Annotated in this window: 13 protein-coding genes; 9 read left to right on the top strand and 4 right to left on the bottom strand. The window is 66.1% G+C overall.

What is annotated here, in order from left to right:
• Positions 1 to 72: 72 nt before the first annotated feature.
• The 3 genes from prfB to AWB83_RS00985 form a co-directional block, all read right to left on the bottom strand.
• A protein-coding gene (gene prfB, locus AWB83_RS00995) for a peptide chain release factor 2 (protein ID WP_208636685.1) occupies positions 73 to 1,177 on the bottom strand; the annotation gives its coding sequence in 2 pieces (ribosomal slippage) (positions 73 to 1,104 and positions 1,106 to 1,177; 1,104 coding nt in all).
• A gap of 83 nt (positions 1,178 to 1,260) precedes the next feature.
• Positions 1,261 to 2,964, bottom strand: coding sequence for a single-stranded-DNA-specific exonuclease RecJ (gene recJ / locus AWB83_RS00990; protein WP_087042383.1), 1,704 nt, complete (start codon positions 2,962 to 2,964; stop codon positions 1,261 to 1,263).
• Positions 2,965 to 2,986: 22 nt separating this feature from the next.
• A complete protein-coding gene (locus AWB83_RS00985) occupies positions 2,987 to 4,081 on the bottom strand; it encodes a regulator (protein WP_087042382.1) in 1,095 nt (364 codons plus the stop codon).
• 268 nt (positions 4,082 to 4,349) lie between these two features.
• Between AWB83_RS00985 and AWB83_RS00975 the strand changes: the two genes are divergently transcribed.
• From AWB83_RS00975 to ftsB, 9 genes are all read left to right on the top strand, one after another.
• Positions 4,350 to 5,603, top strand: coding sequence for a lipoprotein-releasing ABC transporter permease subunit (locus AWB83_RS00975; protein ID WP_087042380.1), 1,254 nt, complete (start codon positions 4,350 to 4,352; stop codon positions 5,601 to 5,603).
• Entirely contained in the window at positions 5,596 to 6,309 is a 714-nt protein-coding gene (lolD, locus tag AWB83_RS00970) for a lipoprotein-releasing ABC transporter ATP-binding protein LolD (protein WP_087042379.1), read from the top strand. The genes AWB83_RS00975 and lolD overlap by 8 nt, the downstream gene beginning before the upstream one ends.
• A gap of 42 nt (positions 6,310 to 6,351) precedes the next feature.
• Positions 6,352 to 7,140: a TatD family hydrolase gene (locus tag AWB83_RS00965; protein WP_087042378.1), complete on the top strand. Its 789-nt coding sequence runs from the start codon at positions 6,352 to 6,354 to the stop codon at positions 7,138 to 7,140.
• 76 nt (positions 7,141 to 7,216) lie between these two features.
• Positions 7,217 to 9,739 carry a ComEC/Rec2 family competence protein gene (locus AWB83_RS00960; RefSeq protein ID WP_087042377.1) on the top strand — a complete coding sequence of 841 codons (2,523 nt, stop codon included), beginning with the start codon at positions 7,217 to 7,219 and terminating at the stop codon, positions 9,737 to 9,739.
• 30 nt (positions 9,740 to 9,769) lie between these two features.
• Positions 9,770 to 10,591, top strand: coding sequence for an alpha/beta fold hydrolase (locus AWB83_RS00955; RefSeq protein WP_087042376.1), 822 nt, complete (start codon positions 9,770 to 9,772; stop codon positions 10,589 to 10,591).
• A 170-nt stretch (positions 10,592 to 10,761) separates the two neighbouring features.
• Entirely contained in the window at positions 10,762 to 12,456 is a 1,695-nt protein-coding gene (gene pyrG, locus AWB83_RS00950; RefSeq protein WP_087042375.1) for a CTP synthase, read from the top strand.
• Positions 12,453 to 13,307: a 3-deoxy-8-phosphooctulonate synthase gene (gene kdsA, locus AWB83_RS00945; protein WP_087042374.1), complete on the top strand. Its 855-nt coding sequence runs from the start codon at positions 12,453 to 12,455 to the stop codon at positions 13,305 to 13,307. The genes pyrG and kdsA overlap by 4 nt, the downstream gene beginning before the upstream one ends.
• 414 nt (positions 13,308 to 13,721) lie before the next feature.
• Entirely contained in the window at positions 13,722 to 15,005 is a 1,284-nt protein-coding gene (gene eno / locus AWB83_RS00940; protein WP_087042373.1) for a phosphopyruvate hydratase, read from the top strand.
• 102 nt (positions 15,006 to 15,107) lie between these two features.
• Positions 15,108 to 15,578 carry a cell division protein FtsB gene (gene ftsB, locus AWB83_RS00935; protein WP_087042372.1) on the top strand — a complete coding sequence of 157 codons (471 nt, stop codon included), beginning with the start codon at positions 15,108 to 15,110 and terminating at the stop codon, positions 15,576 to 15,578.
• A gap of 85 nt (positions 15,579 to 15,663) precedes the next feature.
• Here ftsB and AWB83_RS00930 read toward each other — a convergent pair whose 3' ends face one another.
• On the bottom strand, positions 15,664 to 16,020 hold the full coding sequence (locus AWB83_RS00930; protein WP_087042371.1) for a hypothetical protein: 357 nt from the start codon (positions 16,018 to 16,020) through the stop codon (positions 15,664 to 15,666).
• Positions 16,021 to 16,060 lie beyond the last annotated feature (40 nt).

Below are 16,060 nucleotides of genomic sequence, written 5' to 3'. Positions count from 1 at the left end.
TTAATACAAGCGAATGCGCGGTGAGTCGAAACGAACAACGCGGATATCGAAGCCGATATCCGCGCAGGCGGTTTAAACGCCCTGTTTCAGGCTCGCGCTGATGAAGTCGTCGAGGTCGCCGTCGAGCACGGCGCGCGTGTTGCTCATTTCCACGCTGGTGCGCAAATCCTTCACGCGGCTCTGGTCGAGCACGTAGGAGCGGATCTGATGGCCCCAGCCCACATCGGTCTTGCTCGACTCGAGCTTGTCCTGCTCGGCCTGGCGCTTGCGCATCTCGAACTCGTAGAGACGCGCCTTCAGCATCTGCATGGCTTCCGCGCGATTGCGGTGCTGCGAGCGGTCGTTCTGGCACTGCACGACGATGCCCGTCGGAATGTGCGTGAGACGCACGGCGGAATCCGTCTTGTTGATGTGCTGGCCGCCCGCGCCCGATGCGCGATAGGTGTCCGTGCGGATATCGGCGGGATTGACTTCGATCTCGATCGAATCGTCGATTTCCGGATACACGAACACCGACGAGAACGACGTGTGACGGCCGCCCGACGAATCGAACGGCGACTTGCGCACGAGCCGGTGAATGCCGGTTTCGGTGCGCAGATAGCCGTAGGCATATTCGCCTTCCACCTTGATGGTCGCGCTCTTGATGCCGGCGACGTCGCCTTCCGATTCTTCGAGCACGTCGGTCTTGAAGCCCTTGCGCTCGCAGTAGCGCAGGTACTGGCGCAGCAGCATCGACGCCCAGTCGCACGCCTCGGTGCCGCCGGCGCCGGCCTGAATGTCGATGAAGCAGTTGTTCGGGTCGGCCGGATTCGAGAACATCCGGCGGAATTCCATGTCCTCGACGCGCGCGCGCAACGCATCCGCGTCGGTTTCGCACGCGACGAGCGTGTCCTCGTCGTCTTCCTCGCGTGCCATCTCGAACAGATCGTTCGCGTCGCGCAGGTCGTTGTCGAGGTCGGTGAGCGTCGTCACGACGCCATCGAGCAGCTTCTTTTCACGACCGAGCGCCTGGGCGTTCTTCGAGTCGTTCCAGACGTTCGGGTCTTCGAGTTCCTTGTTGACTTCGGCCAGACGCGCGGACTTGGCGTCGTAGTCAAAGATACCCCCGTAGCTCGCCCGCGCGGCGGCGCAGGTCGGCCAGAAGGCTTTCGATCGCGTTGAGACGTTCCGCTTCCATTGTCGATCTTCGGCTTCGTAAAAAGATGAAATTATAGCCGATCGTCAGGGTTCACCCGGCGTTGCGGGTGCGCGAAACCCCGCTCAGAGCGCGTGTTCGACGATCAACTGCACCCGCGCGACCCCGTTCCATGAATCGCTGACGAGCCGGTACGCGACGGTCGCGCGCGGCGGCAGCGGATCGACGTGGTTGAACCAGATCGCGTTGAAGCGCTGGCGCCCACGCAGGAGCGACAGTTTCAGATGCTTGTCCTTGACGAGCGCCTGCGACGCGATTTCGAATTCGCCGGAAAAAGTGGGGGCCGGAAAGCCCTGGCCCCAGACGGCGGCATCGAGCATCTCGACGAATTGCGGCGTGAAATAGGCGTCTTCCAGCTCGCCGTCGGTTTCGATGGTGCGCGAGAGCGCGTCGGCCGTCAGCCATTCGCGGCCGACCGCCTCGAACGCTGCGGTGAAACGCGGGATGTCGGCGGTGGCGAGCGTGAGGCCCGCGGCCATCGCATGGCCGCCGAACTTGTGGATCAGGCCCGGCTCGCGCTTGCTGATGAGATCGACCGCATCGCGCAGATGAAAGCCGGGAATCGAGCGGCCGGAGCCCTTGCAGAGCGTGCCGCTGTCGTCGGCGTGCGCGAAGGTGAACGACGGCCGGTGAAAGCGCTCCTTCAGCCGCCCCGCGACGATGCCGATCACGCCCTGATGCCAGCCCGGATCGAAGAGCGTGAGCGTCGCGCGCTCGCCGCAATCGAAGGTCTGCAACTCGGCGAGCGCCTGCTGCTGCATCCCGGCTTCGATCTCGCGGCGCTCGCGGTTCATCGCGTCGAGCTGCTGTGCGAGCTCCCATGCGCGGCCGACGTCGTCGGTCGTCAGGCATTCGATGCCGAGCGACATGTCCGAGAGCCGTCCCGCCGCGTTCAGGCGCGGCCCGAGCGCGAAGCCCAGATCGAAGCCCGACGCCACGCGCGCGTCGCGCCCGGCCGCGCGAAACAACGCGGCGATGCCCGGCTGCATGCGCCCCGAGCGAATCCGCTTCAGTCCTTGCGCGACGAGGATGCGGTTGTTGCAGTCGAGCTTCACGACATCGGCGACGGTGCCGAGCGCGACGAGATCGAGCAAGCCGTCGAGACGCGGCTCGGGATGCGCGTCGTCGAACGCGTCGCGGCGCCGCAGTTCCGCGCGCAACGCGAGCAACACGTAGAACATGACGCCCACGCCCGCGATGCACTTGCTCGGAAACTCGCAGCCCGGCTGATTCGGATTGACGATCGCGCGCGCGGCCGGCAGCTCGTCGCCGGGCAGGTGATGATCGGTCACCAGCACGTCGATGCCGAGCGCATTCGCGGCCTCGACGCCATCCACGCTCGCGATGCCGTTATCGACCGTGATCAGCAGATCGGGCGGTCCGAGCTTCGAGCGCGCGGCCAGATCGACGATTTCCGGCGTGAGCCCGTAGCCATATTCGAAGCGGTTCGGCACCAGATAGTCGATGGTCGCGCCGAACATGCGCAAGCCGCGCACGGCCACCGCGCACGCGGTCGCGCCATCGCAGTCGTAGTCCGCGACGACGAGCATGCGCCTGCCCGCGGCGAGCGCGTCGGCGAGCACCACGGCGGCCTCGTCGCAGCCTTTCAGACCGGCGGGCGCGTGCAGGCGCTTGAATTCCGTTTCGACTTCATCGGGAGAAGTCACGCCGCGCGAAGCGTACAGCCGCGCGATGACGGGATGCAGGCCGTGACGCATCAGCGCTTCGGCGTCGGCGGGAGAGGAGGCGCGCGTAACGATTCGCGTCATTCAGGTATGCCTTGTTCGATGCTCATTCGATCAGAAGCGCCGCGACCGGACGGCGCCGCCAGAACTTGCGCAGGTCGGCGCGCGTGACGGAGAGCGTGACCGAGCCGGTATCGCCGCAGAGCGTGAGACTCAGGCGGCCGAGCGAGCCGTTCGTGAGCGCGTCGAGCGCGGGCGCGAACCATGCGGCTTCGAGCGCTTTCAGCGATGCGTTCCAGCGCGCCCAGTCCTGCTCGATGAACGGCGCGGAGAACGGATCGAGCTCGACGAGCGTCGTCCCTCGTGCGTCGTCTTTCGATAGCGCTGCAAACGACTCGGGCGGCATCGACGGCTTCACGCCCGCCGCGAGCGCGAGGCCGCGCGTGGCCGCGGCTCCGGACATCACGCGCGCGAACGGGCTCTTCACGGGCCGCATCGCGCCCTGTCCGTGCAACCAGATCGAATTGATCGCGGGCAAGCCGCGCGATTCGCGCTCGAGGTTCAGCGGATGCTCGAACCACGCCATCTGCACTTCGTTCTGCAGCTTCATCCATGCGCGCGACCGCTCGCCGGTGCGCGCTTCGTGCGGCAGCCAGATTTCGATGTTGCGGCCCGTCGCGCGCAGCGGCGACGCGCCCGCGAGCGCGCCCAGCGCCTCGCCCGACACGTACCAGCGCAGCGGCGTCGGCGCCTGCAGCGTCACGCCGAGATCCTCGATCACGGGGCGCGCGGTTTCCAGCAGCTTGCGCGCTTCCTCGGTATGCACGCCGAGGGTGTCGGGATCGATCAGCACCAGATGATCGTGCGCGATGCGCACGTGAACCGGCTCGATGCAGGCCCAGAGCGCTTCGCCGGGCGTGCCGCCGTCGGCGAGCAGCATGAAGGGCGCAAGCGGCGCATCGTCGGAATAGCGCTTGTCGGCGGGCGTGACCGCGCCGAAGCGCCGCGCGATCCAGCGTTCGTGCGGCAGCGTGCGCTGGAAGTCTTCGCCGATCACGCGCTCCTCGAGCGTGGCGCGGGCGAGCAGCTTGTCGAGCGCCGCGCTCTCCAGTCCGTGCAGCGCGGTGGCGGCGTCCGCGGCCGAGGGCAGGGCGAACGGCAGAAGGAGATGGAGGTCGTGAACGGGCATGATGCTCGGCATTGTAGGGCAAAGCGCTTCGGGCGATGACGCCCGCCCCGCCGTTCTCGCGGTGCGAACCACGCATGCTCGTGCGGGGCTTTCGCCATATATGGCAAACTTTCGCAAATTTCGCGCTCGGAGCGGGTGCGCCGGCATGTTTCGCCGTCGTCGCCGTGCATCCGCGAGGCCCGCCGCAGCGTATTCACACGATGCCGGGGATGTCGGGCAAGCGCCACCCGCCGCGCCACCGGGGCACAACAACGCTGTAACAGCAGCAGAAAGGATTCGCTTGAAACTTCCGTACGAATGGCAGATCGGCTGGCGTTACACACGCGCCAGCAAACGCACCACAGGCAACGGCTTCATCTCCTTCATCGCGCTCGTGTCGATGGCGGGCATCGCGCTCGGCGTCGCCGCGCTGATCGTCGTGCTCTCCGTCATGAACGGCTTCCAGAAGGAAGTGCGCGACCGCATGCTCTCCGTGCTCGCGCACGTCGAGATCTTTTCGCCGACCGGCTCCATGCCCGACTGGCAGCTGACCGCGCAGGAAGCGCGCCGCAATCCGGAAGTGATCGGCGCGGCGCCCTATGTCGAGGCGCAGGCGCTGCTCACGCGTCAGGGCGCGGTAAGCGGCGTCGCGCTGCGGGGCGTGGAACCGTCGCTCGAGCCGGAAGTATCGGACATCGGCCGCGAAATGCGCGCGGGCAAGCTCGCGGATCTGGTGCCGGGCGAGTTCGGCATCGTGCTCGGCAAGGACCTCGCGGCCAATCTCGGCGTGATGACCGGCGACAAGATCACGCTCGTCGCGCCCGAAGGCACGATCACGCCCGCCGGGATGATGCCGCGCCTCAAGCAGTTCACGGTGGTCGGCGTCTTCGAGTCGGGCCATTACGAATACGATTCGACGCTCGCGCTCATCTCCATCCGCGACGCCGAGGCGCTGTTCCGCCTGCCCGCGCCGACCGGCGTGCGCCTGCGCCTGAAGGACATGCAGCGCGCGCCCGAAGTCGCGCGCCAGCTCTCGCGCACGCTCTCGGGCGACCTCTACATCCGCGACTGGACGCAGCAGAACAAGACCTGGTTCTCCGCCGTGCAGATCGAAAAGCGCATGATGTTCATCATTCTCACGCTGATCATCGCGGTGGCGGCGTTCAATCTGGTGTCCTCGCTCGTGATGACCGTCACCGACAAGCAGGCCGACATCGCGATCCTGCGCACGCTCGGCGCGCAGCCCGGCTCGATCATGAAGATCTTCGTCGTGCAGGGCGTGACGATCGGCTTCATCGGCACGGCGCTCGGCGTGGCGCTCGGCTGTCTGATCGCGTGGAGCATTCCATGGCTCGTGCCGATGATCGAGCATCTCTTCAACGTGCAGTTCCTGCCGTCCTCGGTGTATTTCATCAGCGAGCTGCCGTCGGAGCTCGTGCCGGGCGATGTCGCGAAGATCGGCGTCATCGCGTTCCTGTTGTCGTCGCTCGCGACGCTCTATCCGAGCTGGCGCGGCGCGAAGGTTCGTCCGGCGGAGGCGCTGCGCTATGAGTGACTTGATTCCCGCCAACAATATCGTGCTGCAGGCGTCGGCCATTTCGAAGGCGTTCGTGCAGGGCGGCTTCAACGTGCCGGTGCTTAACAACGCGCAACTCGAAGTGAAGCGCGGCGAAAAGCTCGCGATCGTCGGCGCGTCGGGCTCGGGCAAGAGCACGCTTCTGCACGTGCTCGGCGGCCTGGACGAGCCGAGCGCGGGCAAGGTCTCGCTGCTTGGCAAGCCGTTCACGGAGCTCAAGGAGAAGGAGCGCAACGAGCTGCGCAACCGCGCGCTCGGCTTCGTCTATCAGTTCCATCATCTGCTGCCGGAATTCACGGCGCTCGATAATGTCGCGATGCCGCTGCGCATCCGCCGCATGCCGGAAGAGGATGCGCGCCGGCATGCGCAGGAGATGCTCGAGCGGGTGGGCATCGGGCATCGCGCGAAGCATCGGCCGGGCGAGCTCTCGGGCGGCGAGCGCCAGCGCGTGGCGATCGCGCGCGCGCTCGTCACGCACCCCGCGTGCGTGCTCGCCGACGAGCCCACCGGCAACCTCGACGGCGGCACGGCGGACACTGTCTTCAATCTGATGCTGGAGCTGTCGCAGACGCTCGAGACGAGCTTCGTGATCGTGACGCACGATCCGGATCTCGCCGCGCGCTGCGACCGCATCATGCGCCTGCGCGACGGCGTGCTGCACGAAGAGCCGCCGGTGCCGGTCTGATGCGATTGATGCGATAAGGCACGCCGCGAGCGGGAGGCCGCCATGTGGATCGATACGCACTGTCATCTCGATGCCGGAGAGTTCGACGCCGACCGCGACGCGGTCGCCGGCGCGGCGCTCGCTGCGGGCGTGACGCGCATCGTGATTCCGGGCGTCGAGCGCGGCAACTTCGCGACGGTGCGCGCGCTCGCGCATCGCATCGCGGGCGGCGCGTATGCGCTCGGCATCCATCCGCTGTTCACGCCGCGCGCGCACGAAGACGACCTGCGCGTGCTGCGCGAGGAAATCGAAGCGAGCCTGGACGATCCGCGCTTCGTCGGCATCGGCGAGATCGGGCTGGATTACTTCGTGCCGTCGCTCGACGACGCGCGCCAGCAGTTCTTCTACAACGAGCAACTCAAACTCGCGCGCGAGTTCGATCTGCCAGTGATCTGTCACGTGCGCAAATCGCAGGACAAGGTGCTGAAGGGCCTGCGCGTGCATGACGTCCATCGAGGCATCGCGCATGCGTTCAACGGCAGTTTTCAGCAAGCCGAGGCGTTCATCGCGCAGGGCATGCGGCTCGGCTTCGGCGGCAATCTGACCTTCGAGCGCGCGCTGCAGATCAGGCGGCTCGCGACCGAGCTTCCGCTCGATGCGATCGTGCTCGAAACCGATGCGCCGGACATCGCGCCTTCCTGGCTCTACAGGCGGCGCAACACGCCGGATCAGGTCGCCGGCATCGCGAAGGTGCTGGCGCAACTGCGCGGCATCGACGAAAGCGCGCTTTCCCTAGGCACAACGGCCAGCGCTCACGCCGCGCTGCCACGGCTCGCGCTCGCCTCCGCATAATCGTTTTTCATGACGCGCTGCCCGCTCACATGGCTGGCGGCATGCGTTCGCGGTCACGAAGAACGAAGAGGAAGAAGTGCGGGCGATTCTGCTGGGATTTGCGTTGGGCGTCTGGTGGTTGCAGCAGCAGGCTCGCTTGCCGGATTCGGTCGTCTGGCTGGCGTGCTGTGCGTGGTTCGTCATCGCGCTGGCGCTTGGCATCGTCAGGCCGCGCTGGCGCACGGGTTTCTTCACGATTGCAGCTTGCGCGCTGGGCTTTGCGTACGCCGCGATGCGCGCCGAAGCGCGGCTGCATCCGCCGTTGCCCGTCGAATACGAGCAGCGCGATATCGAACTGACCGGTTTCGTGCGTGGCTTGGCCGAGCATCGGGCGGACGGCACGCGTTTTGTCTTCGAGGTCGAGGCGAACGGCGCGGGATTGCGGGAATTTCCGCGCCTCGTGCGATTGCTGTGGACCGCGAACGGACGCGCGAACGCGAATGTTCCAGCGCCGCCGAAGCTGTTGGCGGGCGAACGCTGGACCCTGAGCGCACGGCTCAAGCGTGCGCACGGAAACGCGAACTTCGGCTTGCGCGGCACCGAAGTGATATTGCTCGAACGCGGCATTCGCGCGACGGGCTACGTATCGCTCGCGCGTTCGCCGCACCGTGCGAGCGCCGATGCGACCGGCCCGCTTCTGACGATCGACCGCATGCGCGCTCGCGTGCGCGAGCGCATCGAAGCCGTGCTCGGGGGCGCGGCACATCGCGGGATCATCGTGGCGCTGGCGGTGGGCGCGCAGGACGCCGTCAGCGATGAAGACTGGGCCGTCATGCGTGCGACCGGCACGAGTCATCTCGTCGCGATCTCGGGGTTGCACATCGGATTCGTCGCGGGGCTTGCGGCGTTGATCTGCGGCTTCGTCTGGAAGCGGATGAGGCTGCGCGGCACGCCCGCGCCGCTGATCGTCGCCGCGCCGAAGGTGGCTGCTTTCGGCGCGGCCGTGTTTGCTGCGTTCTATGCGGCGCTCGCAGGATTCAACGTGCCCGCGCAGCGCACGCTGTGGATGCTTTTGATCTTCGCGGTCGCGTTTCTTTGCGGACGACGGCCGGCGTCATCGCTCGTGCTGTTATGGGCGCTCGCGTTCGTGCTGATCGCCGATCCGTGGGCGGTGACGGCGCCCGGTTTCTGGCTTTCGTTTTGCGCGGTCGCCGCGATCCTGTATGCGATCGCCGCGGCGGGCAGGATCGAATCGAAGGCGCAGGCACGGGATGAAGCGGACATCGACGAGTGGGATCGAACCGATCCGAGCGAAGTGGGGCAGCGGCCGGAGTCGTCGGGAACACGCAGGCCGCCGCCCGCGGTCGCGGCGCGCTTCTGTCACTTCCTCTTCACGCGCATGCGACGTCACGTCGCGTCGGGCGCGCGCGTGCAATACGCGGTGACGATCGCGCTCGCGCCGCTCACCGTCTACTGGTTCTCGCAAATTCCCTTGCTCGGGCCGCTCGCGAACGTTTTCGCGATTCCGTGGATCAGCGTGCTCGTGACGCCCGCGACGCTCGCCGGTCTGCTGCTTCCCGCGCCGCTCGACGCACCGATGCTCCACGCCGCGCATGCCGCGCTCTCCATACTCTGCGACGCGCTCGCGCGCCTGGCCGATTCGGCGCCGTCGTCGCTCTGGCATCTGCCTCGGCCGGATGCGTGCGCGCTCGCGGCCTCGTGCGTGGGCATCGCGTGGGCGCTGGCGCCGCGCGGCTGGCCGCTGCGCTTTGCCGCGCCGCTGACCTGGCTGCCGCTGCTCGCGCCCGCGCCGCATCCCGCGGCGCATGGCGCGTTTCGCGTGACTGCGCTCGATATCGGGCAGGGCTCGGCGCTGGTCGTCGAAACGGCGCGGCACACCTTGCTCTTCGACGCCGGCCCCGGTCCGGAATCGACCCATGCGGGCGAGCGCATCGTCGCGCCGTATCTGCTTGCGGCGGGCGTGCGCGCGCTCGATACGCTCGTCGTCAGTCATTCGGATTCGGATCACGCGGGCGGCGCGCCCGCCGTGCTCGAGTCCGTCGCCGTGCGGCAATTGCTCGCGTCGCTGCCCGCGAAGGACGCGCTCTGGTCCGGCGCGCGCGCCCGCGGCGCGCAGACGCTGCGCTGCGCGGCCGGCCAGCGCTGGACCTGGGACGGCGTCGAGTTCCGCATGCTGTGGCCCGAGCCGGGGCCGCTCGCCGGCAAGCCGAATCATCAGTCGTGCGTGCTCAAGGTGACGAGCGCGACGGGGACATCGGCGCTTTTCACGGCGGATATCGAGGCGGACGTCGAGCGCGCATTGATCTCGCGCGAGGACGAGGCGCTGCGCGCCGATGTGCTGATCGCGCCGCATCACGGCAGCCGCACGTCGTCGACCGAGCCTTTCCTCGATTCCGTCGAGCCGCGCGCCGCGATATTTCAGGTAGGCTATCGCAACCGCTTTCGCCATCCGAACGCGACCGTGTTCGCGCGCTACGGACTGCGCGCGATCTCACTTTCACGCAGCGACGAGGATGGCGCGGCGCGCATCGACATCGGCTCGGAGATCGTGCTCGAGCGCTTCAGGCAAACGCACGCGCGCTACTGGATGGGGCGCTGAGAACAGAACAAGAACGGAGACGATCCACGCTTGAAAGACATCATCCACTTCTCGCACGCGAACGGCTTTCCGGCGTCGACGTATCGCACGATGTTCGCGGAGCTTTCCGACGAATACGAGATTCGCAGCATCGAGTGCATCGGTCATGACCCGCGCTTTCCCGTGACGCGCGACTGGCCGTATCTCGTCGATCAGCTCATCGACGATATGAGCCGCTATCGCGAACGCGCGGACGGCGAGCATCCGAAGGTATGGCTCGTCGGTCATTCGCTCGGCGGCTATCTGTCGCTGATGGCGGCGCTCAAGCGGCCGCAATGGGTGAAGGGCGTCGTGATGCTCGACTCGCCGGTGATCGCGGGCTGGAAGAGCGGTCTTCTGCGCGTCACGCAGTGGACCGGGCTGGACGAGCGGCTGTCGCCCGCCGCCGCGACGAGAAAGCGCCGCACGCACTGGGCGAATCGCGACGAGGCGTGGCGGCACTTCCGGTCGAAGCCCGCGTTTGCGCGCTGGGACGAACGCATGTTGTCCGACTACGTCGACTTCGGCATGCGCGAGGCGCACCCGGGCGGCGCACGCACGCTGGCGTTCGACCGGCACATCGAATATCTGATCTACCGCACGCTGCCACACACGCTCGGCGCGCGGCTCGCGCACGGCGCGCCGGTGCCGGTCGGCTTCATCGCGGGCACGCGCTCGCGCGAGGTGCGCCAGGTGGGACTCGGCATGACGCGGCGCATCACGGGCGAACGGCTCGACTGGATGGAAGGCAGCCACCTCTTTCCGATGGAACGCCCGATCGACACGGCGCGCGCCGTGCAGCGCCTGCTCACGTCGATGCAGTCGTCGCTCTAGGGGCGTACAAAAGGGCACGAGCACGCGCGCGGGGCTTGACGGGCGCGCGGCGAAATGATCATCCGGAATGTCGGCGAATTGCGCACATTTGCAGCCAATTTCCGGCTCGCGCGCGCTTCGTGGGAACCTGCCTTTACGGTATAATCCGTTTTTCCCGCGAGCATCTAGCGATGACCAAATATGTATTCGTCACCGGCGGCGTAGTGTCTTCCCTCGGCAAGGGTATTGCCGCCGCCTCCCTCGCCGCGATCCTCGAATCGCGCGGTCTCAAAGTCACCCTCCTCAAGCTCGATCCCTACATCAACGTCGACCCCGGCACGATGAGCCCGTTCCAGCACGGGGAAGTGTTCGTGACGGAAGACGGCGCGGAGACGGACCTCGACCTCGGCCACTACGAGCGCTTCATCAGCACGAAGATGCGCAAGGCCAACAACTTCACCACCGGCCAGATCTACGAATCGGTGATCCGCAAGGAGCGCCGCGGCGAGTATCTCGGCAAGACGGTGCAGGTCATTCCGCACATCACCAACGAGATTCAGGCGTTCGTCGAGCGCGGCGCCGCCGCGGCGACGTGCGGGCAGCCGGACGTCGCGATCGTCGAAGTCGGCGGCACGGTGGGCGACATCGAATCGCTGCCGTTCCTCGAGGCCGCGCGTCAGATGAGCCTGCGCATGGGCCGCAACAGCGCGTGCTTCGTGCACCTGACGCTCGTGCCGTTCATCGCCACGGCCGGTGAACTGAAGACCAAGCCCACGCAGCACAGCGTGCAGAAGCTGCGCGAGATCGGTATCTATCCGAACGTGCTCCTGTGCCGCGCCGACCGCCCGATCCCCGACGACGAGCGCCAGAAGATTTCGCTCTTCTCGAACGTGCCGCAGGACGCCGTGATCTCCGTATGGGACGCGGACAGCATCTACAAGATTCCGCAGATGCTCAACGATCAGGGCCTCGACGAGATCATCTGCGAAGAGCTGAAGCTCTCGCCGCAGCCGGCCGATCTGAAGATGTGGGCGAACCTCGTCGAGAAGCTCGAGCATCCGAAGCACGAAGTGACCATCGGCATGGTCGGCAAGTACGTCGAGCTGACCGAATCGTACAAGTCGCTGATCGAAGCGCTGCGTCACGCCGCGATTCATACGTCGACCAAGGTCAACATCGAATACATCGATTCCGAGCAGATCGAAGCCGAAGGCACGGAAGGCCTGAAGCATCTCGACGCCGTGCTCGTGCCGGGCGGCTTCGGCCGTCGCGGCACGGAAGGCAAGATCAAGGCGATCCGCTATGCGCGCGAATCGAAGACGCCGTATCTCGGCATCTGCCTCGGCATGCAGCTCGCGGTGATCGAGTTCGCGCGCGACGTCGCCGGCCTCGCGGATGCGAACAGCACCGAGTTCGATCCCGAAACGAAGAACCCGGTCGTCGCGCTCATCACCGAGTGGTACGACCGCGCGGGCCGTGTCGAGAAGCGCAGCGAAGAGTCGGATCTCGGCGGCACCATGCGCCTCGGCTCGCAGAAGTGCCCGATCAAGCCCGGCACGATGGCCGAGCGCATCTACGGCAGCGATGTGAACGAGCGTCATCGTCACCGTTATGAGGTCAATAACCGTTTCGTGCCCCAGCTCGAGGCGGGTGGGCTTATCATCAGCGCCCGTACCCCGAGCGAGGATCTGCCCGAAATGATGGAACTGCCGCAGTCGCTGCACCCGTGGTTCGTGGGCGTGCAGTTCCACCCGGAATTCACCTCGACGCCGCGCGACGGGCATCCGCTCTTCAAGGCGTTCGTCGAAGCGGCGCGCGCGCATGCCGAAGCGAGCGGCGCCAAGGCGCCGGCCAGGGCCGTGGCCACCGCGGGAGCGCAAGCATGAAGCTGTGTCACTTCGAAGCCGGTCTGGACAAGCCGTTCTTCCTGATCGCGGGCACGTGCGTCGTCGAATCGGAGCAGATGACCATCGACGTCGCTGGACGCCTCAAGGAAATGACGGACAAGCTCGGTGTGCCGTTCATCTACAAATCGTCATACGACAAGGCGAACCGCAGCTCAGGCAAGTCGTTCCGCGGCCTGGGCATGGACGAAGGCCTGCGCATTCTCGGCGAAGTGAAGAAGCAACTCGGCGTGCCCGTCCTCACGGACGTCCACGCCGAGCATGAGATCGAAGCGGTCGCGTCGGTCGTGGACGTGCTGCAGACGCCCGCGTTCCTGTGCCGTCAGACCGATTTCATCCACGCGTGCGCGCGTTCGGGCAAGCCCGTGAACATCAAGAAAGGCCAGTTCCTCGCGCCGCACGACATGAAGAATGTGATCGACAAGGCGCGCGACGCCGCGCGCGAAGCGGGTCTCTCGGAAGACCGTTTCATGGCATGCGAGCGCGGCGTGTCGTTCGGGTATAACAACCTCGTGTCCGACATGCGCTCGCTCGCGATCATGCGCGAGACCAACGCGCCCGTCGTGTTCGACGCGACCCATTCGGTGCAGCTGCCGGGCGGGCAGGGCACGAGCTCGGGCGGCCAGCGCGAGTTCGTGCCGGTGCTGGCGCGCGCGGCGGTCGCGACGGGCGTCGCGGGCCTGTTCATGGAGACGCATCCGGACCCGGCCTGCGCGAAGTCCGACGGCCCGAACGCGGTGCCGCTGCATCGCATGGAAGCGCTGCTGACCACGCTCATCACGATCGATCGCGCCGTGAAGAGCGGCCCGTTCCTCGAGAGCGATTTCAACTGAGCATCCGCAGCAATCGCAGTATCGCAGTACGGCAGTACGATAGCGGGCGATTCACTCGGCGCCCGCATCTCGAAAAATAGGTTGCGCGAAGCGATCAGATACGAAGGGAGGAGCGTGCAGAGCCCCAAGGGCGATGCCGATATGACGAACCCGGAGCAATACGCGGTCGCGCGCGTACTATCGTGACCGAATTTGCCGACTCCGCGCCGGCCAGGCGTTTCAGCATTGCACCGACGCATCGCACCGGACTACGCATCTGCACCCGTCACAGGTGCCAGGCAGGCGCGGCGCAAATGAACCGGCTGGTCGTGCAAGAGGTCTGAGCGAAGCCAGCAAAGCGCAAGCGCACGGGCCTGTCCCGCCGCGCCGCGTCGTAGTGACTGACAGAATTCATCGTCATTTCTTGAGGAAACCATGAGTGCTATCGTAGATATCATCGGCCGCGAGATTCTCGATTCGCGAGGCAATCCGACCGTCGAATGCGACGTGTTGCTCGAATCGGGCACGATGGGCCGCGCGGCGGTGCCGTCGGGCGCGTCCACCGGTTCGCGCGAAGCCATCGAACTGCGCGACGACGAAGCCGGCCGCTATAACGGCAAGGGCGTGCTGAAGGCCGTCGAACACATCAACACCGAGATCTCCGAAGCCATCATGGGCCTCGACGCCTCGGAACAGGCTTTTCTCGACAAGACCCTGCTCGAGCTCGACGGCACCGACAACAAGTCGCGCCTGGGCGCGAACGCGATGCTGGCCGTGTCGATGGCGGTCGCCAAGGCCGCGGCCGAGGAAGCCGGCCTGCCGCTGTACCGCTACTTCGGTGGCTCGGGCGCGATGCAACTGCCGGTGCCGATGATGAACATCGTCAACGGCGGCGCGCACGCGAACAACAGCCTGGACATCCAGGAATTCATGATCGTGCCGGTGAGCCAGCCGACCTTCCGCGAGGCGCTGCGCTGCGGCGCCGAGGTGTTCCATGCGCTGAAGAAGATCCTGGCCGAGCGCGGCATGAGCACCGCCGTGGGCGACGAAGGCGGCTTCGCGCCGAACTTCGGCAGCAACGACGAGTGCCTCTCGACCATCCTGCAGGCCATCGAGAAAGCGGGCTACCGCGCCGGCGAAGACGTGCTGCTCGCGCTCGACTGCGCGGCGAGCGAGTTCTATCACGACGGCAAGTACCAGTTGGCGGGCGAAGGCCTGCAGCTGTCTTCGGGCGAGTTCACCGACTACCTCGCGACGTTGGCCGACAAGTTCCCGATCGTCTCGATCGAGGACGGCATGCACGAAAGCGACTGGGAAGGCTGGAAGACGCTGACCGACCGCCTCGGCAAGAAGATCCAGCTCGTTGGCGACGATCTCTTCGTCACCAACACGCGCATTCTGAAGGAAGGTATCGAGAAGGGCATCGCCAACTCGATCCTCATCAAGATCAACCAGATCGGCACGCTGACGGAAACCTTCGCGGCGATCGAAATGGCCAAGCGCGCGTCGTACACGGCCGTGATCTCGCACCGCTCGGGCGAGACGGAAGATTCGACCATCGCGGACATCGCCGTCGGTCTGAACGCCGGACAGATCAAGACCGGTTCGCTGTCGCGCAGCGACCGCATCTCGAAGTACAACCAGCTGCTGCGTATCGAGGAAGATCTCGGCGACATCGCCAGCTACCCGGGCAAGTCGGCGTTCTACAACTTGCGCTAAAGCTTTCGCCGCTTTAGTCGATAAGGGACTCGTCAGTCTTATTTTCAGCCCGCCGCCCACGGCCTAAAAAGCCGCCGGGCGGCGCTTATTTCGGCTACTTGAATGCGGCTCGTAACTGTCGTTCTGGTTCTGTTGCTGGTGCTGATCCAATACCCGCTCTGGTGGGGGCACGGCGGCTGGTTGCGCGTGCACGAATTGCAGCAGCAGCTCGCGCAGCAGACCGAAAAGAACACGAACCTGAGATTGCGCAACGAGCGCGTGCAGGGGGAAGTCCAGGACCTGCAAAGCGGCACCGCGGCCGTCGAAGAGCGCGCGCGCTACGAGATGGGCATGGTGAAGGACAGCGAGGTGTTCGTGCAGTTCGTCTCGCCGAATACGACCGCGCCCGTCAACTCCGCGAACGTGCCCGGGATGAACGGCTCGACGCGCGGCCAGGTCTCGGCGGCGCCGCTGCGCGTGGTGCCCAATCCGGTGTCGCGTTCGAAGCAGGAGTTGCGCGATCTGGACAAGAAAGCGCAGAAGGAAAAGGCGGCTGAAGCGAAGAAGAAGCAGCAGGCTGGCGCGGCGAACTGACGTCTCCGCTGTCGTGGCGAAAAAATGGCGCGGTCATCGACCGCGCCATTTTGTTTCTATCGGCGGAGGCGGATTGCCGCTTCGCTCACCACCAGTAGCCGGTGCCGAAGCCGACGCCGGTGCCCCAGTACGGGCCGCCCCAGCCGCCGCTCGAATAACCGCCGTACACCGAGACCGGCGCGGGCGTGTAGAACTGCGACATCGTCTTCGCGGCGTTGCCCGCGGCGGCGGCCTGCTGCGATTCGTTCAGCGCCTGCTTGTCGATGGCGTTGTAGCGTTCCATCTGCTGTTGCGTCGTCAGCGTCTGCTCGGGCGCGGGCGGTGTATCGGGCAGGCGGCTATAGATCGGCGAGGGGCCGGGCGGGTCCATCATGCAGCCGGCGACGAGCGCGACGCCGGGGATGCACGATGCAAGTTTCCAGTTGAGCAGTGCGGTTTTCATTTTGCGACCTCCAGCGGGTCGGACAACTAAGCAGGAGTCC

This window comes from Caballeronia ptereochthonis, from assembly GCF_001545075.1.
GTDB classification, from domain to species: Bacteria; Pseudomonadota; Gammaproteobacteria; order Burkholderiales; family Burkholderiaceae; genus Caballeronia; species Caballeronia ptereochthonis.
The sequence above is the reverse complement of the archived record's forward strand: the minus strand, read 5'-3'. Positions and strand labels throughout refer to the sequence as shown.

Coding starts and splice junctions, on each gene's coding strand:
- AWB83_RS00965 (WP_087042378.1), top strand. CDS start 6,352: ATGTGGATCGATACGCACTGTCATCTCGATGCCGGAGAGTTCGACGCC.
- recJ (WP_087042383.1), bottom strand. CDS start 2,964: ATGACGCGAATCGTTACGCGCGCCTCCTCTCCCGCCGACGCCGAAGCG.
- kdsA (WP_087042374.1), top strand. CDS start 12,453: ATGAAGCTGTGTCACTTCGAAGCCGGTCTGGACAAGCCGTTCTTCCTG.
- pyrG (WP_087042375.1), top strand. CDS start 10,762: ATGACCAAATATGTATTCGTCACCGGCGGCGTAGTGTCTTCCCTCGGC.
- ftsB (WP_087042372.1), top strand. CDS start 15,108: ATGCGGCTCGTAACTGTCGTTCTGGTTCTGTTGCTGGTGCTGATCCAA.
- eno (WP_087042373.1), top strand. CDS start 13,722: ATGAGTGCTATCGTAGATATCATCGGCCGCGAGATTCTCGATTCGCGA.
- AWB83_RS00930 (WP_087042371.1), bottom strand. CDS start 16,020: ATGAAAACCGCACTGCTCAACTGGAAACTTGCATCGTGCATCCCCGGC.
- AWB83_RS00985 (WP_087042382.1), bottom strand. CDS start 4,081: ATGCCGAGCATCATGCCCGTTCACGACCTCCATCTCCTTCTGCCGTTC.
- lolD (WP_087042379.1), top strand. CDS start 5,596: ATGAGTGACTTGATTCCCGCCAACAATATCGTGCTGCAGGCGTCGGCC.